Annotated in this window: 21 protein-coding genes; 15 read left to right on the top strand and 6 right to left on the bottom strand. The window is 66.9% G+C overall.

Annotated features, from left to right (window positions below):
* Positions 1-48 precede the first annotated feature (48 nt).
* A complete protein-coding gene (locus MLGJGCBP_RS11185; RefSeq protein ID WP_160095564.1) occupies positions 49-873 on the bottom strand; it encodes a crotonase/enoyl-CoA hydratase family protein in 825 nt (274 codons plus the stop codon).
* A 79-nt stretch (positions 874-952) separates the two neighbouring features.
* On the opposite strand from MLGJGCBP_RS11185, the gene MLGJGCBP_RS11180 reads away from it, so the two are divergent.
* Complete coding sequence (locus tag MLGJGCBP_RS11180; protein WP_160095562.1) at positions 953-2605, top strand: acyl-CoA synthetase; 1653 nt, start codon at positions 953-955, stop codon at positions 2603-2605.
* Complete coding sequence (locus MLGJGCBP_RS11175) at positions 2606-3721, top strand: NAD(P)H-dependent flavin oxidoreductase (protein ID WP_160095560.1); 1116 nt, start codon at positions 2606-2608, stop codon at positions 3719-3721.
* 19 nt (positions 3722-3740) lie between these two features.
* On the opposite strand, the gene MLGJGCBP_RS11170 is transcribed toward MLGJGCBP_RS11175, so the two are convergent.
* The 3 genes from MLGJGCBP_RS11170 to MLGJGCBP_RS11160 are packed head-to-tail and all read right to left on the bottom strand — an operon-like array spanning position 3741 to position 7667.
* On the bottom strand, positions 3741-5327 hold the full coding sequence (locus MLGJGCBP_RS11170; protein WP_160095558.1) for a long-chain-fatty-acid--CoA ligase: 1587 nt from the start codon (positions 5325-5327) through the stop codon (positions 3741-3743).
* A complete protein-coding gene (locus MLGJGCBP_RS11165; RefSeq protein ID WP_160095556.1) occupies positions 5324-6445 on the bottom strand; it encodes an acyl-CoA dehydrogenase family protein in 1122 nt (373 codons plus the stop codon). Before MLGJGCBP_RS11165 ends, MLGJGCBP_RS11170 begins: the two co-directional genes overlap by 4 nt.
* 10 nt (positions 6446-6455) lie before the next feature.
* Complete coding sequence (locus tag MLGJGCBP_RS11160; protein ID WP_087561130.1) at positions 6456-7667, bottom strand: acyl-CoA dehydrogenase family protein; 1212 nt, start codon at positions 7665-7667, stop codon at positions 6456-6458.
* A gap of 247 nt (positions 7668-7914) precedes the next feature.
* Between MLGJGCBP_RS11160 and MLGJGCBP_RS11155 the strand changes: the two genes are divergently transcribed.
* The 13 genes from MLGJGCBP_RS11155 to MLGJGCBP_RS11095 all read left to right on the top strand — a co-directional run bounded on the left by MLGJGCBP_RS11155 (position 7915) and on the right by MLGJGCBP_RS11095 (position 20979).
* Positions 7915-8106, top strand: coding sequence for a ferredoxin (locus MLGJGCBP_RS11155; RefSeq protein ID WP_072947890.1), 192 nt, complete (start codon positions 7915-7917; stop codon positions 8104-8106).
* A gap of 104 nt (positions 8107-8210) precedes the next feature.
* Positions 8211-9128, top strand: coding sequence for a 3-oxoacyl-ACP reductase (locus tag MLGJGCBP_RS11150; RefSeq protein WP_160095554.1), 918 nt, complete (start codon positions 8211-8213; stop codon positions 9126-9128).
* A gap of 585 nt (positions 9129-9713) precedes the next feature.
* The gene (locus tag MLGJGCBP_RS11145) at positions 9714-10478 is read left to right on the top strand and encodes an MlaE family ABC transporter permease (RefSeq protein WP_087561128.1); all 765 of its coding nucleotides are present in this window, start codon (positions 9714-9716) and stop codon (positions 10476-10478) included.
* A gap of 20 nt (positions 10479-10498) precedes the next feature.
* The gene (locus tag MLGJGCBP_RS11140; RefSeq protein WP_087561127.1) at positions 10499-11350 is read left to right on the top strand and encodes an MlaE family ABC transporter permease; all 852 of its coding nucleotides are present in this window, start codon (positions 10499-10501) and stop codon (positions 11348-11350) included.
* Between the two features lie 12 nt (positions 11351-11362).
* Entirely contained in the window at positions 11363-12538 is a 1176-nt protein-coding gene (locus MLGJGCBP_RS11135; RefSeq protein ID WP_087561126.1) for an MCE family protein, read from the top strand.
* Positions 12535-13557, top strand: a complete 1023-nt coding sequence (locus MLGJGCBP_RS11130; protein ID WP_160095552.1) for an MCE family protein — start codon at positions 12535-12537, stop codon at positions 13555-13557. The genes MLGJGCBP_RS11135 and MLGJGCBP_RS11130 overlap by 4 nt, the downstream gene beginning before the upstream one ends.
* A gap of 2 nt (positions 13558-13559) precedes the next feature.
* Entirely contained in the window at positions 13560-14615 is a 1056-nt protein-coding gene (locus tag MLGJGCBP_RS11125) for an MCE family protein (RefSeq protein WP_160095550.1), read from the top strand.
* Positions 14612-15904, top strand: a complete 1293-nt coding sequence (locus tag MLGJGCBP_RS11120) for an MCE family protein (protein ID WP_160095548.1) — start codon at positions 14612-14614, stop codon at positions 15902-15904. The genes MLGJGCBP_RS11125 and MLGJGCBP_RS11120 overlap by 4 nt, the downstream gene beginning before the upstream one ends.
* Positions 15901-17130, top strand: a complete 1230-nt coding sequence (locus MLGJGCBP_RS11115; protein ID WP_160095546.1) for an MCE family protein — start codon at positions 15901-15903, stop codon at positions 17128-17130. The genes MLGJGCBP_RS11120 and MLGJGCBP_RS11115 overlap by 4 nt, the downstream gene beginning before the upstream one ends.
* The gene (locus MLGJGCBP_RS11110; RefSeq protein WP_160095544.1) at positions 17127-18536 is read left to right on the top strand and encodes an MCE family protein; all 1410 of its coding nucleotides are present in this window, start codon (positions 17127-17129) and stop codon (positions 18534-18536) included. Before MLGJGCBP_RS11115 ends, MLGJGCBP_RS11110 begins: the two co-directional genes overlap by 4 nt.
* Positions 18533-19279: a hypothetical protein gene (locus tag MLGJGCBP_RS11105; RefSeq protein ID WP_160095542.1), complete on the top strand. Its 747-nt coding sequence runs from the start codon at positions 18533-18535 to the stop codon at positions 19277-19279. The genes MLGJGCBP_RS11110 and MLGJGCBP_RS11105 overlap by 4 nt, the downstream gene beginning before the upstream one ends.
* On the top strand, positions 19276-19794 hold the full coding sequence (locus tag MLGJGCBP_RS11100; protein ID WP_087561119.1) for a h domain protein: 519 nt from the start codon (positions 19276-19278) through the stop codon (positions 19792-19794). Before MLGJGCBP_RS11105 ends, MLGJGCBP_RS11100 begins: the two co-directional genes overlap by 4 nt.
* Before the next feature lie 174 nt (positions 19795-19968).
* The gene (locus MLGJGCBP_RS11095; protein ID WP_160095540.1) at positions 19969-20979 is read left to right on the top strand and encodes an NAD-dependent epimerase/dehydratase family protein; all 1011 of its coding nucleotides are present in this window, start codon (positions 19969-19971) and stop codon (positions 20977-20979) included.
* On the opposite strand, the gene MLGJGCBP_RS11090 is transcribed toward MLGJGCBP_RS11095, so the two are convergent.
* Together MLGJGCBP_RS11090 and MLGJGCBP_RS50460 are read right to left on the bottom strand one after the other, a co-directional pair.
* The gene (locus MLGJGCBP_RS11090; RefSeq protein WP_160095538.1) at positions 20949-22496 is read right to left on the bottom strand and encodes an alpha,alpha-trehalose-phosphate synthase (UDP-forming); all 1548 of its coding nucleotides are present in this window, start codon (positions 22494-22496) and stop codon (positions 20949-20951) included. The genes MLGJGCBP_RS11095 and MLGJGCBP_RS11090 overlap by 31 nt on opposite strands.
* Positions 22497-22529: 33 nt before the next feature.
* Complete coding sequence (locus MLGJGCBP_RS50460) at positions 22530-22703, bottom strand: hypothetical protein (RefSeq protein ID WP_005244525.1); 174 nt, start codon at positions 22701-22703, stop codon at positions 22530-22532.
* Positions 22704-22736: the final 33 nt, after the last annotated feature.

Genomic DNA, 22736 nt, shown 5'->3' with positions numbered 1-22736 from the left:
CCTCAGATGCGCTGAAAGGTACATTCGCCCGGCGGGAAGGGGTCGAGGTCAGCGGCCCTCGAACTTCGGCGCCCGCTTTTCGGAGAAGGCGCGGGGGCCTTCCTTCGCGTCGGCGCTCTTGAAGACCTCGGTGCCGAGGGCGGCGTCGATCTGGAAGGCCTCTTCCTCGTGCATGCCTTCGGTGTCGCGGATGGTCTTCAGGATGGCCTGGACGGCGAGGGGGCCGTTGGCGGAGATGAGGTCGGCGAGTTCGAGGGCCTTGTCGAGGGCTTGGCCGTCGGGGACGACGTGCCCGATGAGCCCGATCTCCTTGGCCTCGGGGGCCTTGATGTGACGTCCGGTGAGCAGGATGTCGGCGGCGACGGTGTACGGGATCTGCCGGACGAGGCGGACGGCGGAGCCGCCGAGGGGGAACAGTCCCCATTTCGCTTCGGAGACACCGAATTTGGCGCTCGCTCCGGCGACTCGGATGTCGGTGCCCTGCAGGATCTCGGTGCCGCCGGCGATGGCGGGACCCTCGACCGCGGCGATGAGGGGTTTGGTGAGGCGCCGACCCTTGAGCAGCGCCTCGATCTTCGACAGGTCCCAGCCGCCCCCCGAAAAGGAGTCGCCGGGGTGCTGCGACGTCATGGCCTTGAGGTCGGCGCCTGCGCAGAAGGCGCCGCCGGCGCCGGTGAGGATGGCGACCCGAATGTCCGGGTCGGAGTCGACCTGGTCCCACGCGTCCCGCATGATTGCCATCATTTTGCCGGACAGCGCGTTCTTCGCCTCGGGGCGGTTCATCGTGACGATCAGGACGTGCCCGCGTTTCTCGACGAGGCAGTGCGGCGACTGTGCCGAAATGTCGGATTTCTCGGTCGTTGTAGAGGACACTGAAGTCTCCCGAAGGGTGTGTGAGCTGGCTCTCAAATTGGGTCTTGCCAGAAACGGTAACACGTTCTACTTTGTTGACGTGGCCCTTAATATCGCAGACCTCGTAGAGCACGCAATCGACCTCGTTCCGGACCGTGTCGCGTTGGTGTCCGACGACCGGGAAGTGACGTACGCGCAGATGGAGGAGAGGGCCAATCGCCTCGGCCACTACCTGCGTGAACAGGGTGTCCGGCCCGGTGACAAGGTGGGCATCTACTGCCGGAACCGCATCGAGGCCATCGAGGCCATGGTGGCGGTATTCAAGATCCGTGCGGTGATGGTGAACGTCAACTACCGGTACATCGAGAACGAGTTGCAATACATCTTCGACAATTCGGACATGGTCGCGCTCGTGCACGAACGCCGGTACTCCGACAAGGTGTCGAACGTGCTCCCCGAGACGCCGCTCCTGAAGACCACCGTCGTGGTCGAGGACGGCACCGATCTCGACTACGAGGGTGTCGAATACGAGGCCGCGCTGGCGCAGGGTTCCCCGGACCGCGACTTCGGCGAGCGCAGCAACGACGACCTGTACATGCTCTACACCGGTGGCACCACCGGAAAGCCGAAGGGCGTCATGTGGCGTCACGAGGACGTCTGGCGGGTGCTCGGCGGCGGCATCAACTTCATGACCGGTGAATACGTCGAGGACGAGTGGGATCTCGCGAAGCTGGGCGCCGAAAGCCCCGGCATGACGCGTTTTCCGATCCCGCCAATGATCCACGGCGGCAGCCAGTGGGCGGTGTTCCAGAGTCTGTTCGGCGGCGGAAAGTGCGTCATGCACCCCGAATTCGACGGCCACGACGTGTGGCGGATCGTCGATGAGCACAAGGTCAACCTGATCTTCATCACCGGAGACGCGATGGCGCGCCCGATGCTCGACGCGCTGGTGGAGGGCAACGAGGCGAGCGGCGAACCGTACGACCTGTCTTCGCTGTTCCTGATGGCGAGTTCGGCGGCGCTGTTCTCGCCCAGCATCAAGGAGAAGTACCTCGAACTGCTGCCCAACCGGATGATCACCGACTCCATCGGCTCGTCCGAGACCGGGTTCGGCGGCCTCAGCGTGGTCGCGAAGGGCGACTCGCACGGTGGCGGCCCGACGGTGAAGATCGACGCGTCCACCTCCGTGCTCGGCGAGGACGGCAACCCGGTGGAGCCCGGCTCCGGCGTCGTCGGCATCCTGGCGCGCAAGGGGCACATCCCGATCGGCTACTACAAGGACGAAGAGAAGACCAAGGCCACGTTCAAGGAGATCAACGGCATCCGCTACTCCATCCCGGGCGACTTCGCGCAGGTGGAGGCGGACGGCACGGTGACGATGCTGGGCCGCGGTTCGGTGTCCATCAACAGTGGCGGCGAGAAAATCTTCCCGGAGGAGGTCGAGGGCGCACTCAAATCGCATCCCGACGTCTTCGACGCCCTGGTGGTCGGCATCCCCGACGAACGCTTCGGCCAGCGGGTGGCCGCCGTCATCCAGACCCGCGGTGCGACGCGCCCAAGTCTGCACGAGATCGCCGACGCGGCACGCAAGGAGATCGCGGGATACAAGGTTCCGCGCAGTCTCTGGTTCGTCGAGGAGATCAAGCGCTCGCCGGCGGGCAAACCCGACTACCGCTGGGCGAAGGAACAGACCGAGACCCGGCCGGCCGACGACCACAACGGCAACGGTTCGCCCGAAAGTAAAGGCGCGTAAATGCATACGAGTTTGAGCGAGAAGTTCGGCATCGAGTACCCGGTCTTCGGGTTCACTCCGTCCGAACACGTGGCGGCGGCGATCTCCCGGGCCGGCGGTCTGGGAGTGCTCGGCTGCGTCCGGTTCAACGATCCCGAGGAACTCGAGTCCGTCCTGGCGTGGATGGACGAGAACACCGACGGCAAGCCGTACGGTGTCGACATCGTGATGCCCGCGAAGGTGCCCACCGAGGGCACGTCGGTGGACCTGGAGTCGCTTATCCCGGCGGAACACCGCGCGTTCGTCGACCGGACGCTGTCCGAACTGGGGGTGCCGCCGCTGGATTCGGGTGCCGAACACGCGACCGGCGTGCTCGGCTGGCTGCACTCGGTGGCGCGGTCGCACGTGGACGTTGCTCTGAATCATCGAATTGCGTTGATCGCCAACGCCCTCGGTTCACCCCCGAAGGACGTCATCGACCAGGCCCACGAGAAGGGTGTTCCGGTGGCCGCGCTGGCCGGCGCCGTGGAGCACGCTCGCAGGCACGTCGCGAACGGTGTCGACATCGTCATCGCGCAGGGGTACGAGGCGGGTGGGCACACCGGTGAGATCGCGTCGATGGTGCTGGTTCCCGAGATCGTCGATGCCATCGGTGATTCCGCCGCCGTCCTCGCGGCCGGTGGTATCGGCAGCGGACGGCAGGTGGCCGCGGCGCTGTCGCTGGGGGCGTCGGGGGTGTGGATGGGGTCGTACTGGCTCACCACGTCCGAGTACAAACTCGGCAGCGCGTCGGCGGAGGGCCCGTCCGCGATCCAGCGCGCTCTCCTCGGGGCGACGTCGGCGGACACGGTGCGGTCCCGGATCTACTCGGGCAAACCCGCGCGCCTGCTCAAGACCAAGTGGACCGACGCCTGGTCGAAGCCGGACGCGCCCGCGCCGCTGCCGATGCCGCTGCAGAACCTGCTGGTCAGCGAGGCTCATCAGCGGATCGCCGCATCCGAGAACCCGGATGTCGTGGCGATGCCGGTCGGGCAGATCGTCGGGCGGATGAACGAGATCCGGCCGGTGGCCGAGGTGATGGACGAACTGGTCAAGGGCTTCGACTCGGCGGTCTCCCGCCTCGACAGCTTCCGGTAGGTGAGTGGCACGGTGTGCGTCAGCACACCGTGCCACTCACCTGGGAGTAGCGGTCTCCGGTGAGGACCCACACCGGATCGGCGCACTGCGTGGCCTCGGCACTCAGCACGCGGGTGAGCACCTTGAACGTGGCCGTCCGCGGGAACTCCGCGCACACCCGGATCAGAGTCGGGCGCTGCTTCGGACCCAGATCGGATTGTGCGTCGAGGAAGTCCGCGAACGCCACGGGATCGAAATCCCGGGTCGGCACGACGGCCGTCATCACCCGGTCCCCGACGTCGACGTCGGGCACCCCGTACACCGTCACCTGGGTGAAGCCGTCGTATCGCAGGAGGATGCGTTCGATGGGCGCCGCACCGAGGTTCTCACCGTCGACGCGCAGCCACCCGGAACTGCGGCCCGCGAAGTAGACGAATCCGTCGGCGTCCCGGTAGGCGAGGTCGCCGCTCCAGTACTGTCCGTCGCGGATCCGCTCGGCGTCGGCCTCGGGGTTCTTGTAGTAGCCCGCGAACGCCCCCGGCCCCGCGACATTGACGAGTTCACCCGTCGCGGCCTCGGCGTTGACGACCCGGCCGGCCGTATCGAATTCGGCAGGCGGGCAAGGACAACCGGTGTCGGGATCGAGAACCGCGACACCGTCGGGGAGCCTGCCCAGAGAACCCGCCGGCGTCCCGGGTGCCGAGGAGATGGCGATGCCGCCCTCGGTGGAGCCGAACCCGTCGATCACCGCGGTGCCGAACCGACGCGCGAACGCCGTGACCGCGGGCGCGGACCCCTCGTTGCCGTACATCACCCGCAGGGTGTTGTCGGCGTCGTCGGGCATTTCGGGGGTTGCCAGCACATACGACAGCGGCTTGCCGACGTAATTGGCGTACGTGACGCCGAACCTCCGCACGTCGGACAGGAAGTTCGACGCGGAGAACTTGCGCCGCAACGCAATCGAGCTGTGTCCCGCGAGCGCCACGGACCACGCCGCCATCATGGCATTCGAATGGAACATGGGCATCGACATGTACACGACGTCGTCCGGGGACAGCGCGAACCGCTCGGCGAGCATGACGCCGGGTCCGGTGATCTTCGCGTGCGTGCACCGCACCGCCTTCGGGTCGCCGCTCGTGCCCGATGTGAAGATGAGCATGAACAGGTCTTCGGGCGCGGCGGCCCTCGGCGTGCAGTCGGGGCGCTCCCCGGCGAGCAGATCGGACCATGCCGGTGAATCCACGTCGACGACGGGAACACCGGCGTCGACACCGTCCAGCAGGGCGGACCGGCCGGATTCGGTGAAGACCACCTGGCAGTCGGCCAACGCGATGTCGCGGACCAGCGCCTCGCCGCGCCGAGTGGTGTTGAGCCCCACGAGCACGGCGCCGGACAGCGCCGCCGCCCCGGCGAGGAGGGAGAACTCGGGGACGTTGTCCATCAGAACCCCGAAGTGCCGGGGCCGTTGCGCGTCGAGGAGGTCGTCGAGAATCGCGGCGCGCCGCAGGCTCGCCCGCACATGTTCGGACCACGACACGAACCGGTCCTCGAAGTACAGGCCCTGCGCGCCGGAATCCGCAACACCGAGCAGCAGGTCCGACACTGTGCGGGCGAGCGTGACGGTCATGCCGGGACGGTGGCCAGTTCGGCGCCGAGGACCCGCAACTGCTGTGTGGCCGAACCGAGCCGGAACTCGAGCGCCTTGGCGGCGAGGAAGTAGCGGTGCACGGGGTGGTCTTCGTCGAGTCCGACGCCGCCGTGGACGTGGACGAGGGTGTGCGACACCCGGTGTCCGGCGTCGGACGCCCAGAAGTTGGCGGTCTGGACGTCGCCTTCGCTGGGCAGTCCCTCGCTGAGCCGCCACGCCGCCTGCCACAGTGTGAGCCGGACGCCCTTCACGTCGATGTAGCCGTCGGCGAGTCGCTGGGCCACGGCCTGGAAGCTGCCGATGGGCCTGCCGAACTGCACCCGCTCCCGGGCGTAGGCCGCGGTGAGTTTCAGGGATTCGTCGAGGACGCCGTACTGGTACGCGCACGCGCCGAGCGTGCCGCGCTCGACGATCCAGTCGACGATCTCGCGGCCCTGCTCGACGCTGCCGAGAATGCGGTCCCCGGTCAGCGACACTCCGCGGAGGGTCACCTCACCGACGCTGGCCAGGTCGACGGTCTGCTGGCGGGTGACGGTCACCCCGGCGTCGTCCGGGCGGACGAGGAAGACCGCGACCCCGTCCGGGGTGGTTGCCGGGACCAGGAAGAGATCGGCGGACGGTGCCGCGTCGACCACGATCTTGGTGCCGTCGAGGGTCCAGCCGTCCGCGCCGGGTTCGGCACGGGTCGTGGGCGTAGCCGGGTGGTCGCCCAGTTCCTCGTCGAGCGCCACCGTGAGGATCTTCTCGCCTCTCGCTGCCGGAGTGCCCCAGTCGGAGCGCTGCTGTTCGTTTCCATACTGCGCGAGCGCCCCGGCCGCCATCACGATCGACGACAGGTACGGGACCGCCGCCACGGCACGGCCCAGTTCGACGAGGATGCTGCACTGCTCGAGGACGCCGAAACCGTCGCCGCCCACCGATTCCGGCAGCGCGGCACTGAGGACCCCCGACGACGCGAGCGCGGACCACAGCCGGCGATCGAGACGGTCCTCCGCCGCGTCGAGTTCGCGCAGCCGGTCGTTGGTGACGAGATCCGAGACGATTCCTCGGGTGAGCCCGGCAAGATCCTGCTGGGCCTCGGTGGGAGTGAAGTCCATGGTGGTAGTCCTAACGCTTCGCGGGGGGCAGGCCGAGGGCGGTCATGGCGATGATGTCGCGCTGCACCTCGTTGGTTCCGCCGCCGAACGTGAGGATCAGCGACGACCGGTGCATCCGCTCGAGCCGCCCGCGCAGGAGGACGCCGGGGGAGTTCTGCCGCAGCGTCGCCGACGGTCCGAGGATCTCCATCAGCAACCGGTACGCCTCGGTGGCGAACTCCGTGCCGTACACCTTGTTCGCCGACGCCGCCTCCGGGCCGGGAGCGTGCGCTGAATCATCCCCCGTCGCTTCGCTCGCCCCGGTGGAGGAGGCGATCTCCCAGTTCATCAACTTGAGATACTCGGCCTTCGCGTGGACGCGGGCGAGATTGATCTGCACCCATTCCTGGTCGATGACGCGGCGGCCGTCCGGCAGCTTGGTGTTCTGCGCCCATTCGCGCACCTCTCGCTGGGCGGTGAGGACCGGCCCGGCGGACGTCAGGGCGACGCGTTCGTGGTTGAGCTGGTTGGTGATCAGCGCCCAGCCGCCGTGCTCGGGGCCGACGAGCGCGGACGAGGGCACCCGGACGTCCTGGTAGTAGGTGGCGCTGGTGTCCGGTCCCGCCATCGTGTGGACGGGGGTGTACGAGAAGCCTTCGGCAGTGGTCGGGACGATCAGCATGCTGATGCCCTTGTGCTTCTTCGCGTCGGGGTCGGTGCGGCACGCCAGCCACACGTAGTCGGCGTACGCGATCAGACTCGTCCACATCTTCTGGCCGTTGATGACGTAGTCGTCGCCGTCCTTGACGGCGGTGGTGCGGAGGCTGGCGAGGTCGGTGCCCGCTTCGGGCTCGGAGTAGCCGATGGAGAAGTGCAGTTCGCCGGCCGAGATCCTGGGAAGGAAGAACGATTTCTGCTCGGGGGTGCCGAAATGCATGATCGTCGGCGCCACCGAGTTGATGGTGAGGAAGGGGACGGGGGCGCCCGCGATGGCCGCCTCGTCGGTGAAGATCAGCTGTTCCATGGCGGATCGTTCCTGGCCGCCGTACTCCTTGGGCCACCCGAGTGTCAGCCAGCCGTCCCTGCCCATCTGGGCGACGACGTCGCGGTAGACGTTGCCCTCGCCGTATTCGCCGGTGGTCGCGGCCAGTGCCTCTCGACGTTCCGGCGTCATCAGCTTCGCAAAGTACGCGCGCAGCTCTTCCCGCAGCTGTTGCTGCTGCGGTGTGTACGTGATGTGCATCGAAATACCTCTCCGGTCCGAGAGCGAAATCAGCTGAAATCTGGCACAGGTTCCAGTCTCTGCGGTGCATCGGCGGAGTCGGCTCGGGCCGGCCCCGGAGCGTGCCCGTCAGGCGTGCCCGCAGTCGTGGAACGAATCATTGCACACGACTGGAACAGGTTCTAGTGTTATCGCAGGAACGGCGTGCGCCACAGCCCGGCCGCACCCGGATCCGCGAGTGACGAAACGAGAAGAAGTGAGGGTTGCCATGGAGGTCAGAGTCGATTTCGACCGTTGCGAGGCCAATGGTGTGTGCGTGGGGATCGCACCCGACATCTTCGAGCTCGACGACGACGATCAGCTGCACATCACGAGTGCCGTTCCTCCCGCTGACCGGGAGGAAGACGTGCGTACGGCGATCGCCCAGTGTCCGAGGGCCGCGCTCACGGAGCATCCCTGAGGATTGTTGCCCGCAATGAGAACACGTTCTACAGTGACGTCGACCTACCGCCGCGCCGTGGTTCACGACCTGCGGCGAGCGCACAGAACCAGGAGAGCGTGTTCATGAATGCTGCGGCTGACCGCGAAGTGACCTTGGACGGCAAGGTCGCCGTCGTGACCGGTGCCGGATCCGGCCTCGGGAAGTTCGAGGCGATCGCACTGGCCCACGCGGGTGCGTCCGTCGTCGTCAACGACCTGGCCGCGAACGAGGCCGTCGAGGCAACCCTCGAAGAGATCCGGGGCCTGGGCGCCAAGGTCGAGTTCGTGGCAGGGGACATCGGGGAACGGGCCACCGCCGACGCGATCATGGAGGCGGCGCAGAGCCGGCTCGGCAGCCTCGACATCCTGGTGAACAATGCGGGCATCACGCGGGATCGCATGCTGTTCAACATGTCCGACGAGGACTGGGACGTGGTGCTGAAAGTTCATCTGCGCGGCCACTTCCTGTTGTGCCGCTCCGCCGCGTCGTACTGGCGGGGCAGGTCGAAGGAGGCGGGCGCGCCCGTGTACGGGCGCATCGTCAACACCTCGTCCGAGGCGGGACTGCTCGGCCCCGAGGGGCAGGCGAACTACGGCGCCGCCAAGGCGGGCATCACCGCGCTCACGCTGTCCGCCGCCCGGGGCCTCTCCCGGTACGGCGTCCGGGCCAACGCGATCTGCCCTCGGGCCCGCACGTCGATGACGGAGAACGTCTTCGGGGAGGCGCCCGCCGAGGGGGTCGATCCGTTGTCGCCCGAGCACGTGGCCGCGCTGGTCGCCTACCTCGCATCGCCCGCCGCCGACTCCGTGAACGGTCAGGTCTTCGTCGTCTACGGACCGATGGTGGCGCTGATGGCGGCACCGGTCGTGGAGCGGCGCTTCGACGCCGCGGACGGCCGCTGGACTCCCGATGCACTCGCCGCGGAACTCGGGACGTACTTCGAGGACCGGGATCCGGCCGCGATGTTCTCGGCCTCCGCGGCGCTACGCGAACTGGGCTGATGCGCGTCCAGCGGGGCGAAGAATCGACACGAAGCGTGTTTGCGTATCGTTTCCGCAGGTAATGCGTCGCGATGGGCGATACTGAACGTAACTGAACGTAACTGAACAGCTGCGGAGCGGGGCCGGGTGACGGTGGAGAGGTTGTGGAACGCGTGCCGGATTTGACTAGATCGTGTTCTAGTTTTCCGTCGTCGACCGGTTCGATCACCCTTGCCCGCGCGACTTCGGCGAGCCGCCGCCCAGTGGGCGAATGCGACCGCCGGATTCGGGGCTCGAAGGCAATTCCCACGCCCATCCGTACGTGATGATCTTCACTCAAAGTTCTTGTGCTATAACATCTTAGCGCCACTGCTCCCGCCTTTCGGCCGGCACGAACTGCCGGGTCCGATCGCGGGGCGGCACGCCCGGATTTTCGGTCGAATCCGACCCTCGGAGTGTGCTGAATGTGGGACGATTCTTGCTGATGAGCGACCACCTTTGACAGGTGAACACGTTCTAGTTAATATGACCTGAGTCACAGACCGATGGGGGGCTGGGCTCGAACTGACAGTCGGTGCTGGGCGAGATCATGGACGAGGAGGACGGATGGTAGACCTCCTCGAGGTGCCGTTGCGTGCGGTCGGCGGGTTCTTCACGATGTCGGGCGAAACGTTGAGGGCAGTCTTTTCGAGGCCCTTCCAGCGTCGTGAGTTCGTCGACCAGGCGTGGTTCGTCGCCCGGGTCTCGATGGTGCCCACCGTGCTGGTGGCCATCCCGTTCACGGTGCTGGTGAGCTTCACGATCAACATCCTCCTGCGCGAGATCGGCGCCGCAGACCTCAGTGGCGCGGGCGCCGCTCTCGGCACCGTCACCCAGGTCGGCCCCATCGTCACCGTGCTGATCGTCGCGGGTGCGGGTGCCACCGCCATCTGCGCAGACCTCTCCGCCCGCACCATCCGCGAAGAGATCGACGCGATGCGGGTGCTGGGCATCAATCCCATCCACCGCCTGGTCGTGCCGCGTGTGCTGGCCTCGACCATCGTGGCGCTCCTGCTCAACGGGCTGGTCTGCACCATCGGCATCCTCGGCGGTTTCGTCTTCTCGGTCTACATCCAGGACGTCAACCCGGGTGCGTTCGTCAACGGCATCACACTGCTCACCGGTTTCGGGGAGCTCGTGATCTCGGAAGTCAAAGCCGGTCTGTTCGGCATGATCGCCGGCCTCGTCGCCGCCTACCTCGGCCTGAACGTCAAGGGTGGCGCGAAGAGCGTCGGTGACGCCGTCAACCAGACCGTCGTGTTCTCGTTCATGGCCCTGTTCGTGGTCAACGTTCTCGTCACCGCCGTCGGCATCAAACTGACGGCAGGGTGATCGACTTGGTGGTGGAGTAGATGGCACTAGCGGCGGCCGGGCGCTTTCCCCGAACTCGCAGACGCTTCGCGTCGGCGTCCCGTTCGATCGACCGGCTCGGTGAGCAGGCGCTGTTCTTCGCGCGGGCCATCGGCTCGGCGCCCCGCGCCCTGATGCACTACCCGAAGGAGACGCTGCGGCTGATCGCCGAGATCAGCATGGGCACCGGTGCGCTCGCGGTGATCGGCGGAACGGTCGTCATCGTCGGCTTCCTGACGCTGTTCACCGGCGGCACCATCGCGGTGCAGGGGTACAGCTCGCTCGGCAACATCGGCGTCGAGGCACTCACCGGCTTCTTCGCGGCGTTCATCAACGTGCGCATCGCGGCGCCGGTCATCGCGGGTATCGGGCTGGCGGCCACCATCGGCGCCGGCTCCACCGCTCAACTCGGTGCGATGCGCGTGTCGGAGGAGATCGACGCGCTCGAGACGATGGCGATCCCCTCGATCCCCTACCTGGTCAGCACCCGCGTGATGGCGGGCATGATCGCGATCATCCCGCTGTACGCCCTGGCGGTGATCGCGTCCTTCATGGCGAGCCGGTTCGCGACCGTCGTGCTGTACGACCAGTCGTCCGGCGTCTACGACCACTACTTCTCGACGTTCCTGATACCCACGGACATCCTGTGGTCGTTCGCCCAGGCCATCGTCATGGCCATCGCGATCATGCTCATCCATACCTACTACGGCTTCAACGCCTCGGGCGGCCCGGTCGGTGTCGGTGTGGCCGTCGGCAACGCGGTGCGCTCCTCGCTGATCGCCGTCGTCACCGTCACCCTGCTCATCTCGCTCGCCATCTACGGCGGGTCCGGCAACTTCAACCTTTCGGGATAGGAGTGCCGGTAGATGACTGATTCGGGTGGGAAGAAGAAGCTCGCGGCACTCGTTCTCGTGGTGAGTCTTCTCGCGATCATCGGTGTGTCACTGGCCATGTTCAACGGCACGTTCGACGAGTCCACGCCCGTCACCGTGACGTCGGATCGCTCCGGGCTGGTGATGGAACCCGACGCCAAGGTCAAGCTCCTCGGTGTCCAGGTCGGCCGCGTCGGCTCCATCGAACACGTGACGGACGGCGCCGAGCTGAAACTGGACATGTACCCCGACATGATGTCGCTGATCCCGTCGAACGCGACGGTGGAGATCAAGTCCACCACCGTGTTCGGCGCCAAGTACGTCAACTTCGTGATGCCGGAGAACCCGTCGTCCACCCATCTCCAGTCGGGGGCGGTCATCGCGTCCGACAACGTCACCGTCGAGTTCAACACGGTCTTCCAGCACCTGTCCGACGTGTTGGCGAAGGTGCAGCCGGAGAAGCTCAACGCCACCCTCGGTGCCATCTCCTCGGCGCTGCACGGGCGGGGTGACGAACTCGGCGCGCTGCTCGAGCAGGGCGACAGCTACCTGGCGAAGATGAACCCGAGCCTGCCTCAGCTGCAGGAAGATCTGGCGAAGGCGGCGCAGGTCACCGACGTGTATGCCGACACCGCACCCGACCTGCTGCGGGTGCTCGACAACGCGACGGCCACCAGCGGCACCGTCGTCGACGAACAGGACAACCTGGACGCCGTGCTGCTCAACGTCACCGGGCTCGCCGACACGGCGAACACCGTCCTGACCGAGAACGAGCAGAACCTGGACTCCGCGCTGAGCCTGCTGCTGCCGACGACGGATCTGCTGGCCGAGTACTCGCCCGAGATTTCCTGCTTCATCGTCGGCCTCAACAACGTGATCCCCCTCGCCGAACAGCTCATCGGCGGCAATCAGCCGGGAATCGCGCTGAGCGCCAGCTTCATGTACGGGCAGGAGCCGTACACCTATCCGAAGGACCTGCCGAAAGTGAACGCGACAGGTGGGCCGAACTGCCACGGTCTTCCCAACCCCGATCTCAGCAAGCACGCGAACTTCGTCGTGGCCGACACCGGCACGGTGCCGTTCGTCCCGTCGACGGAAGTCCAGGTGCATCTGCCGAAGGTGTTCCAGCTGTTGTTCGCGGGCGTATACCCCCAGCAGGGTGGGCAGTGACTGTGCGAGCGACCACGGTCAAACTGCTGATCTTCGCGACGGTGATGTCGGTGATCTTCGCCGGGCTCGCCCTGGTGTTCAGCCAGTACCGTTTCAGCAGCTCCGACGGCTACCACGCCACGTTCACCGACGTGTCCGGGCTCAAGCCCGGCGACAAGGTCCGCATCGCCGGCGTTCCCGTCGGCGCCGTCGAGAAGGTGGGCATCGACGACGACAACCTCGCCGACGTCGACTTCACCGTCGACACCAAGTACTCCCTGTTCGACGGGACCAAGGCCACGGTGCGGTACGAAAACCTCGTCGGCGACCGGTACATGGAGCTCCTCGAGGGCGCCGGATCGGTCGAACCGCTCCCGGACGGCGGCTCGATCCCCGTCGAGAACACCTCTCCCGCACTCGATCTCGATCTCCTGCTGGGCGGGTTCAAGCCGCTGCTCCGGGCACTGGACCCGCAGCAGGTCAACGATCTGTCGCAGGCGCTGGTCCAGGTGTTCCAGGGGCAGGGCGGCACGCTCGTCTCGCTCCTCGGCAGCACGAGTTCGTTCACGAACACCCTCGCCGACCGGGACCAGCTGATCGGCGAGGTGATCACGAACCTCAACCAGGTGCTCGGCACCATCAACGACCGCGGCGACCAGTTCCGGTCGACGCTGGACCAGTTGCAACAGCTGGTGAGCGGGCTCTCCCAGGACCGCGACCAGATCGGTGACGCCATTCCCCGCATCGCCGGGGCGACCGGCGATCTCGCGGGCCTGCTCGAGGGTGCGCGGCCGCCGCTGCAGAGCACGATCGCCGAGGCCAACCGCACCGCCACGCAACTCCAGGCGGGCGAGGACGATCTCGACTGGGTGCTGCAGAATCTGCCCGACGCGTACCGCAGGCTCATCCGCATCGGCACGTACGGCAGCTTCTTCCAGATGTACGTCTGCACGGTCAAGTTCAAGTTCTCCGGCCCGGACGGATCGGATCTGCTCCTCAACATGCCGGGCGGTCAGACGGCAGGGAGGTGTGCACCGTAGCCATGAAGAGTGAACGCAATCCCGTACAGGTGGGACTCATCGGTGTCGCCGTCGCGAGCATGATCGTGATCGCGACCCTGCAATACGATCAGCTGCAATTCCTTTCGGGCGGCACGCAGTACTCCGCCTACTTCGAGGACGCGGGTGGGCTGATGACCGGCGACACGGTGACCCTCGCCGGGGTCGACGTCGGGAAGGTCGCCGAGGTGGAACTCGACGATCAGAAAGTGCTCGTCACGTTCACCATCGAGGACGGCATCGCTCTCGGCGACGCCACCGAGGCGAACATCAAGACCAACACCGTTCTCGGGCGCAAGTCGCTGGCCGTCACCCCGCTCGGGCACGACACGATGCGGGTGGGGTCGACTATTCCGTTGGAGCGCACCAACTCTCCGTACTCCCTCAACGACGCGCTCGGCGATCTGTCGACCACCGTCTCCGAACTCGACACCGACCAGGTCAACAACGCGTTGAACGCGATGTCCGGTGCCCTCGAGAACACACCGCCCGAACTGCGCACCGCACTGGACGGCCTGACCCGGTTGTCGGAGAGCATCAACTCGCGGGACGAGAGCCTGCGGCAGCTGCTCTCGCGGGCCGAGAACGTGACCGGAATCCTCGCCGAGCGCAGCGGGCAGATCAACTCGCTGATCGTCGACGGAAACCAGCTGTTCGGTGAGCTCGACCGGCGCCGCGCGGCGATCAGCCAGCTGATCGTGAACATCTCCGAGGTGTCCCGGCAGCTCACCGGACTGGTCCAGGACAACGAGGAGCAGATGAAACCGACGCTCGACAAGCTGAACTCGGTGGTCGACGTCCTGCAGCGCAACAAGGACAACATCTCACAGGCTCTCGACGGCCTCGCGCCGTACGCCACTCAGCTCGGCGAGTCGGTGGGTAGCGGCCCGTTCTTCATGGCGTATGTCTACAACATCGGCATCGGCAACCTGCTCCAGGGGCTCAACGACGCGGTGACGTGGCCGGAGCATCTGCCCAACGACCTCCAGGCCTACCTGCAAACGGGTCCGTCCATCGAGCTGAGGGAACCGCCGCGATGACGACGAACCCGGAAATCACCAACACGCGGAAGAAATGGCTGATCCGCGTCGGCATCGCCGCGGTCGTGATCGTGCTGATCGTCGGTGCCGCAGTGATGTTCGTGCCCAAGCTGTTCCAGAACACGATCACCGCGTACTTCCCGGCGACCACCGGGCTGTATTCGGGTGACGACGTCCGCGTCCTCGGCGTGAAGGTGGGGACGATCGATTCGATCGAGCCCGGCGCCGACTTCGCGCGCGTGACGATGAACGTGAACAAGAGCGTCGAGATTCCGGCCGACGCGAAGGCCGTCATCGTCGCACCCAGCCTGGTGTCGGGACGGTTCGTCCAACTGACCCCCGTGTACGCGGGCGGGCCGACGATGGGCGACGGCGCGAGCATCCCGGTGGAGCGCACCGCCGTCCCGGTGGAGTGGGACGAGATCAAGACCGAGCTGAACAAGCTGTCGGAGGCGCTCGGACCGCAGGGCGCCGACCCGCAGGGCTCGCTCGGCACGTTCATCGACACCGCCGCCGCCAACCTCGACGGCAACGGCCAGTCGCTGCGCGACACGCTGCGGGAATTGTCGGAGACCATGCGGACCCTGTCCGACGGCCGCACCGACCTGTTCTCGACCATCCGCAACCTGCAGACGTTCGTGGCGGCGCTGTCGTCGAGCAATGAGCAGATCGTCCAGTTCGAGGGCCGGCTCGCGTCGGTGTCGAACATGCTCGCCACCAACTCCGACGAACTCGGAACCGCCCTGAACGACCTCGACCTGGCGCTCGGCGACGTCAACCGGTTCCTGGTGGAGAACCGCGCCGCCCTCAGCGAGCAGGTCGGCCGCCTGGCGGACGCCACCCAGGTGCTCGCCGACAAGCGGCCACAGATCGAGCAGGTGCTCCACGTCGCGCCCACGGCGCTGGCCAACTTCAGCAACATCTACAAGCCGGCGCAGGGGTCACTGGTCGGTGCGGTCGCGTTTGCGAACCTCGCGAACCCCGTGAACTTCATGTGCGGTGCCATCCAGAGCCTGCAGGCCAACGAGGCGAATCGCAGTGCGGACCTGTGTACCCAGTACCTGTCGCCGGTGCTGAACTCGCTGACGATGAACTATCTGCCCGTCCTCACCAACCCGACCACGGGTGTGAATGCGTTCCCGGATCAGATCGAGTACAGCCCGCCGAGTCTCGAGGCCTCCGTGCCGCCCCGGTCCGCGCCCCCGGTGACCGGCACCCTCGCCGGGATGCCGACGGTGGACGTGCCCCGGGACCTGAACGATCTGCTGCAGCCGGGAGGTGGGCGATGACGAAGCACGCACGGATGCGTCGCGGCGGCCTCGCCGCGGTGGCGATCGCCCTCACGCTGACCCTGACCGGATGCGAGTGGGAAGGGCTGAACTCGCTTCCCCTACCGGGCACCGAGGGGCAGGGCGACGACGCCTACACCGTCGAGATCCAGATGCCCAATGTGACGACGCTGTCGCAGAATTCGCCCGTCCGGGTGAACGACGTGACGGTGGGTTCGGTGACGGGCATCGAGGTGCAGGACTGGCACGCCCTGGTCACCGTGTCGATCAACGGCGACGTCCAGTTGCCCGCCAACGCGACGGCCGAGATCGGTCAGACCAGCCTCCTCGGCTCGCAGCACCTCGAGTTGGCTCCGCCGACCGACATCGAGCCCGAAGGCACACTCGAGAACGGTGACGTGATCCCGATCGAGCGGGCGGGCGCCTACCCGACCACCGAGCAGACGCTGTCTTCGCTGTCGGTGGTGCTCAACGGCGGCGGCATCGCCCAGATCCGCGACATCACCCAGGAACTCAACGCCGCACTCGGCGGACGGGAGGACTCGATCCGCGACCTCCTTCCGCAACTCGACCAGCTCGTCACGAGCCTCGACCAGCAGCGCGGCGACATCATCGGTGCGATGGAGGGGCTCGACCGGTTGTCGGGCACCGTCAACGAGCAGAAGGCCACCCTGGACGCGGCGCTGGACGGCATCCCACCGGCACTGGAAGTGCTCGTCACCCAACGGCAGAATCTCACCACCGCACTGGTCGAGGTGGGCAAGCTCAGTGACACCGCCACCCGTCTCGTCGAGAGCAGCGGCGAGGACCTGAAGGCGAACCTGCGCAACCTCACCCCGGTGCTGCGTGAACTCGCCAACTCGGGGAGCGCGCTGACCGAGGTGCTGACCCTGATGCTCACGTACCCCTTCCCGATGAAGACGATGGACAAGGCGATTCAGGGCGACTACGCGAACCTCATGATGACGATCGACCTGACCAACGAACGCGTCGACAGCAACTTCCTCACCGGAACCGGTCTCGGCGGATCGCTCGGCGGTGTCGAGGGCGCCGTGGGATCGCTCGCCGGGGTGGCCGGACAGTCGGGCGACCCGCTGCAGGCGCCACTGCAGCCGGCCCCGAAACCGGCACCCGCACCGCCGGTGATTCCGGGGCTCCCGCAGATACCCGGACTGCCGCAGATACCGGGCCTTCCGTCGCAACTGGGAGGGGCTCCGACACCATGAGAATGACGAGATTCGTTCGCATTCAGCTGATCATCTTCTCGATCCTCACCGTCATCGGGCTCGTCGTGATGTCGATCCAGTACATCAAGGTGCCGGTGCTGTTCGGCGTCGGACGCTACGAGGTGAGCGTCCGACTGCCGTCCACCGGCGGCCTCTACTCCCACGCCAATGTCGCGTACCGCGGCACCAACATCGGTGTCGTCGAGAACGTGACGCTCACCGGCGAGGGTGTGGAGGCGAAGATGTCGCTCGACAGCGACTACAAGATCCCGGCCGACGTCGACGCGGCAGTCAAGAGCGTGTCGGCGGTCGGCGAGCAATATGTCGACCTGATTCCGCGGGAAGGCGCCGCCGACGGCCCGTACCTCGCGGACGGCGACGTGATCCCGGAGGATCGGGCCACCATCCCGCAGGACGTCGGCGAGATGCTCGACCAGGCCGACGAACTGCTCGCCAGCATTTCGGACACCAGGCTGCAGACGGTGATCGACGAGGCATTCACGGCGTTCAACGGATCCGGTCCCGACCTGCAGCGGCTCATCGACTCGGCCCGCCTGTTCGTCGAGGAGGCCGACGCGAACAGCGACGCGACGAAGGCTCTGATCGACCAGGTCGGCCCGCTGCTCGACACCCAGACCATCAGCAGCGACTCCATCCGCTCCTGGACCCAGGACCTCGTGACGTTCACCGACCAGTTGCGGGCGAGCGACCCGAGCCTGCGGTCGGTGCTGGAGAAGGGGCCCGGCGCGGCGCAGGAGACCACCCAGCTGTTCCAGGACCTGCAGCCGACGCTGCCGATCCTGTTGCGGAATCTGGTGAGCGTCGGCCAGGTCGGGGTGATCTACAACAAGAGCATCGAGCAGGTACTGGTCATCTACCCGCCGCTGACCGCGGCGCTCGTGACGGCGGCGACGGGCGGGCCCGTGGAGGACGGCGCGATCGTCGACTTCGCCCTGCAACTGCACGACCCCCCGGCGTGCACAACGGGATTCCTGCCCCCGGACCAACGCCGGTCGGGAGATCAGACCGACCCGATCGCGACACCGAACGACCTGTACTGCAAGGCCGCTCCGGACGACCCGTCCGTCGTGCGCGGTGCGCGGAACCTGCCCTGCATGGAGTTCCCCGGACGTCGCGCACCGACGGTCGAGGCGTGCCGCGAGGGCTGGGAGGCGTCGGGCAACAACCCGCCGTACGGGCCGATCATGCCGCCGGATGTACCCTCGTACACAGCCGTTCCGAGTTCCTACGAAGGCTCCGCGGGTGCACCGGTCGCGGCCGTGCCCTACGACCCGGCCACCGGTAGCTTCATTGGTTCGGATGGAAAGACGTACACCCAACCGGATCTGGCGGTGCAGGGAAAGGACTCGACGTGGCAGACGATGATGACAGGTCAGCAGATTTGAGTTCCGGAACAGACGAAACTGTGACCGACTCCGCGGATCAGGCGCAGCAGACGCCCGCATCGACGGACCGGACGAGGCGCCGGGCCGTCCGGCACGCCGGCCCACCGGTGGGGGAGACCGAGGCCCCGAAGCCGGTGGTCCTCGCCAAGCCGGCGGGCGCGCAGGCCGCGCCCGAGGCCGAGAAGGTCTCCACGACGAAGTCCGCGTCCCCCGCGTCCGAGACACCGCCCATCGAGGCAGCGAATCAGGGTCGGCCACTGAAGTCGTTGCTCGCGTGGGGTGTTACGGCGGTGGTGATCGTCGCACTGATCGCCGCGGCGGTGGTCCTGCTGCTCGACCAGCGGTCCGCACGCGAACGGGACGACCGCCGTCAAGCCTTCGTCGACACGGCCCGGCAGACGGTGCTCAACCTGACGACCATCCATCCCGAGACCGCGAAGGCCGACGTCGACCGGATCATCGCCGGCGCGTCCGGGCAGTTCCTCGAAGAGTTCCAGGGCCGGGAGGATCCGTTCGTCGGTGTCGTGCAGGACGCGAACGTGACCACCGAGGGCGAGGTCATCGAGGCCGGCGTCGAGAACGGGACCGAGACGTCGATCTCGGCGAACGTCCTGGTGGCCGCGCGGACGATGGTGAGCAGCAAGGAACAACCGGAACCCTCACCGCGCGACTTCCGGATGCGGGTGACGATCAGCGACGTCGACGGCAAGTTGACCGCATCGAAGGTGGAGTTCGTGCCATGAGCGACAACAACGAAGGCAAGCGAAAGTTCGCACTCACCAAGGGCGTAGCGCTGAAAATCGCGGCCGCGGTCGTGGTGGTCGCGCTCGCCGTCGGGGTGGGCTTCCTCTGGTACGGCCACCGGCAGGATCAACTGTCCGAGCAGGCGCGCATCGACGCCGTCGACGCCGCGGGCAAGCAGGCCGTCGCGATGCTGGCGTACGATTTCGCCGACGTCGACAACCAGTTGGCCGCTGCCGCAGACGGACTCACCGGTTCGTTCCGCGACGACTACACCACGCTCGTGCAGGGAACCATCGCACCGGGCGCCAAGGAGAAGCAACTCACCGTGCAGGTGTCGGTGCAGGCCGCGGCGCCGGTATCCACCACACCCGACGAGGCGGTGGTTCTGCTGTACCTGAACCAGACGACGACGAGCGCCGACGCCCCGGACGCCCGAACGTCGGGCAGCCGGGTGCGGGTGTCGTTGCAGAAGGTGGACGACCGCTGGCTCGTCGATCAGCTGACCCCGGTGTAGCTGCGGCTCCGCCGCCCGTGAGTACTTATTAACCGCCCGACGTTAATAAGTACTCACGGGGCGAAGCCACCCCCTTCGCAAAATGAAACAAGTTCTAGTAGTGTCGGGGTCTCCTGGCCGAGTGTCGACGCACGACGCTGTGTCGCACGGCCACAACCGAACAGGGAGTCGTCGATGAAGGTTGCAGTAACCGGCGCCGCGGGATTCGTGGGCAACAATCTGCTGAATCTGTTGGTCGAGGCAGGGCACGAGGTGACCGCCATCGACCGCGTGCGTTCCCGGTACGCACCCGAATTCGGGGTTACGTGGGTGAACGCCGACGTACTCGACGTCGAATCCATGAAGCGGGCGCTGGAGGGCGCCGAGGTGGTCTACCACCTGGTCGCGATGATCACCCTCGCCCAGAAGGACGACCTGGCGTGGACCGTCAACACCAAGGGCGTTCGTACCGTCGCCGAAGCCGCTCTCGCGGTGGGAGTTCGGCGGATGGTGCACTGCAGTTCCGTGCACTCCTTCGACCAGAGCAGTTGCGGCGGAACGCTCGACGAGCACTCGCCGCGGTCCGTCGACGCGTCGATCCCCGTGTACGACCGGTCGAAATGGGCGGGCGAGATCGAACTCCGCGCAGTGGTCGACGCCGGCCTCGACGCGGTGATCTGCAACCCCACCGGGGTGTACGGGCCCGCCGACTACGGACTGTCGCGGGTGAACGCGTTGCTGCGCAACGCCGCTCGCGGCCGGGTGCCCGCGGCGGTGCAGGGCGGGTTCGACTTCGTCGACGTCCGCGACGTCGCCGCCGGACTGATCGCTGCAGGCGAGAAGGGCCGGACCGGTGAGAACTACCTGATCTCGGGGCACATGCTCGGCATGCATGATGTCGTGAGGAGGGCAGCGCGTACGGCGGGCCGTCGGGGGCCGCTGTACTCGTTCCCGCTCAGTGTCATCGAGCGCGTGCTGCCGATCGCCGAACCGATCGGAAACCGGTTCGGGTCGGACGTGCTGTCGCGGTCGGCGATGTCGGCGCTGCTCGCGGCGCCGGTCGTCGACGGCGACAAGGCGCGGTCCGAACTCGGTTACACCCCGCGTCCCGCCGACGAGACGATCCGCGACTTCGTCGCCTTCCTGGTGACGTCCGGTCAGCTGAGCCGGGGAGGTCAGTTGTCCCCGGTGGGGTCCTCGGTGTAGTCGGACTCGGAGGCCTCGGCGGGAGCGATCAGTGCGGGGCCCGCGGCGCCGCCGTGCGCGAGGGCGTCGAGGAACGACCGGGCCCACCGGTCGACGTCGTGTGCGAGGACCTGCCTGCGCAGGGCCCGCATGTGGCGTCGGCCGTCCTCCTTCGGCTGGTTCAGGGCCTGCGCCATCGCGTCCTTGACGCTGTCGAGATCGTGCGGATTGCACAGGAACGCCTGGCGCAGTTCGGCGGCCGCACCGGTGAACTCGCTGAGCAGCAGCGCGCCGCCGAGATCACTCCGGCACGCCACATACTCCTTGGCGACCAGGTTCATGCCGTCCCGTAGCGGCGTCACCAGCATCACGTCGGCGGCGACGAAGAACGCGATCAGTTCGTCGCGGGGGATCGGCCGGTGGATGTAGTGCACGACGGGCCTGCCGACCTCGCCGTACTCGCCGTTGATCCGCGACACCGACTGCTCGATCTCGCCGCGCATGTGGACGTAGCTCTCCACGCGTTCACGGCTGGGGGTCGCGAGTTGCACGAGCACGGTGTCGGCGGGGTCGACGCGCTTCTCGTCGAGCAGTTCGTGCAATGCGGCGAGGCGGACGTCGATGCCCTTCGTGTAATCGAGGCGGTCGACGCCGAGCATGATGTGTTTGGGATTGCCCAGTTCCTTGCGGATCTTCCTGGCGCGGTCCCGGATGGACTTGGACCGGGACTGCTCGTCCAGCTGCCCCGAGTCGATGGAGATCGGGAACGCGCCGACGCGGACCGTGCGGAAACCCACCTGCACGACGCCCAGCTTGGAACGGACGCCCACGTTGCCGCGGGACGTCTGCTGGCCGGCGAGTTTGCGGGCCAGGTAGAGGAAGTTCTGGGCGCCGCCCGGGAGGTGGAACCCGATCAGGTCGGCGCCGAGCAGGCCCTCGATGATCTCGGTGCGCCACGGCATCTGCATGAACAGTTCCACCGGGGGGAACGGAATGTGGAGGAAGAACCCGATGGTGAGGTCGGGGCGGAGCATGCGCAGCATCTTCGGGACGAGCTGCAGCTGGTAGTCCTGGATCCACACGGTGGCGCCCTGCGCGGCAGCCTTCGACGTGGCCTCCGCGAAACGCCGGTTGACCTCGACGTACGCGTTCCACCAGGCGCGGTTGTACTCGGGCTTGACGATGACGTCGTGGTACAGCGGCCACAGCGTGGCGTTGGAGAAGCCCTCGTAGTAGTCGGCGATCTCCGCGGCGCTCAGCGGAACGGGGTACAGCTCGAGATCGTCCTCGACGACGGGATCGAGCTCGGCATCCGGGACCCCCGCCCAGCCGACCCATGCGCCCTTGTTGCGGCGCAGGATCGGCTCGAGCGCGGTGACGAGGCCACCGGGGCTTCGCTTCCAGCGGGTGGTGCCGTCCGGAAGGCGTTCAAGGTCGACGGGGAGCCGGTTCGCGACGACGACGAAGTCGGCTTGCCCGGAAACCGGATCAGAAGTCGAGCGTGATGACGATGCTGACGATTCCGAACTGGCAGCCACGGGCTTCCTTCGCGGTCGAAGTGGATGAAATTATCAGTCGAGCTTGGTGGTGGGTCCGATTCCGAGCATGGAGAGCAGCATCCTGCACTCGTCGGCATCTTCGGCGTATGCAGCGACTACGCGCTGCGCCTGGCGGGCGGTCTCGTCGGCTAGGGGTTCGAGATCCTCGTCCGCGATGTCGTTTTCGGCGGTCGTCTTCGCGGCCATCTTCGTCCTCTCGGGCTTGCTGCTGCGTCACGC

It is taken from the genome of Rhodococcus sp. T7, assembly GCF_009872365.1.
GTDB lineage: Bacteria > Actinomycetota > Actinomycetes > Mycobacteriales > Mycobacteriaceae > Rhodococcus_F.
Note: the sequence above shows the minus strand (reverse complement) of the source record. Positions and strands in the feature narration are given on the sequence as shown.

Coding starts and splice junctions, on each gene's coding strand:
- MLGJGCBP_RS11120 (WP_160095548.1), top strand. CDS start 14,612: ATGACGACGAACCCGGAAATCACCAACACGCGGAAGAAATGGCTGATC.
- MLGJGCBP_RS11175 (WP_160095560.1), top strand. CDS start 2,606: ATGCATACGAGTTTGAGCGAGAAGTTCGGCATCGAGTACCCGGTCTTC.
- MLGJGCBP_RS11100 (WP_087561119.1), top strand. CDS start 19,276: ATGAGCGACAACAACGAAGGCAAGCGAAAGTTCGCACTCACCAAGGGC.
- MLGJGCBP_RS11125 (WP_160095550.1), top strand. CDS start 13,560: ATGAAGAGTGAACGCAATCCCGTACAGGTGGGACTCATCGGTGTCGCC.
- MLGJGCBP_RS11155 (WP_072947890.1), top strand. CDS start 7,915: ATGGAGGTCAGAGTCGATTTCGACCGTTGCGAGGCCAATGGTGTGTGC.
- MLGJGCBP_RS11150 (WP_160095554.1), top strand. CDS start 8,211: ATGAATGCTGCGGCTGACCGCGAAGTGACCTTGGACGGCAAGGTCGCC.
- MLGJGCBP_RS11145 (WP_087561128.1), top strand. CDS start 9,714: ATGGTAGACCTCCTCGAGGTGCCGTTGCGTGCGGTCGGCGGGTTCTTC.
- MLGJGCBP_RS11165 (WP_160095556.1), bottom strand. CDS start 6,445: ATGGACTTCACTCCCACCGAGGCCCAGCAGGATCTTGCCGGGCTCACC.
- MLGJGCBP_RS11170 (WP_160095558.1), bottom strand. CDS start 5,327: ATGACCGTCACGCTCGCCCGCACAGTGTCGGACCTGCTGCTCGGTGTT.
- MLGJGCBP_RS11140 (WP_087561127.1), top strand. CDS start 10,499: ATGGCACTAGCGGCGGCCGGGCGCTTTCCCCGAACTCGCAGACGCTTC.
- MLGJGCBP_RS50460 (WP_005244525.1), bottom strand. CDS start 22,703: ATGGCCGCGAAGACGACCGCCGAAAACGACATCGCGGACGAGGATCTC.
- MLGJGCBP_RS11160 (WP_087561130.1), bottom strand. CDS start 7,667: ATGCACATCACGTACACACCGCAGCAGCAACAGCTGCGGGAAGAGCTG.
- MLGJGCBP_RS11135 (WP_087561126.1), top strand. CDS start 11,363: ATGACTGATTCGGGTGGGAAGAAGAAGCTCGCGGCACTCGTTCTCGTG.
- MLGJGCBP_RS11110 (WP_160095544.1), top strand. CDS start 17,127: ATGAGAATGACGAGATTCGTTCGCATTCAGCTGATCATCTTCTCGATC.
- MLGJGCBP_RS11095 (WP_160095540.1), top strand. CDS start 19,969: ATGAAGGTTGCAGTAACCGGCGCCGCGGGATTCGTGGGCAACAATCTG.
- MLGJGCBP_RS11115 (WP_160095546.1), top strand. CDS start 15,901: ATGACGAAGCACGCACGGATGCGTCGCGGCGGCCTCGCCGCGGTGGCG.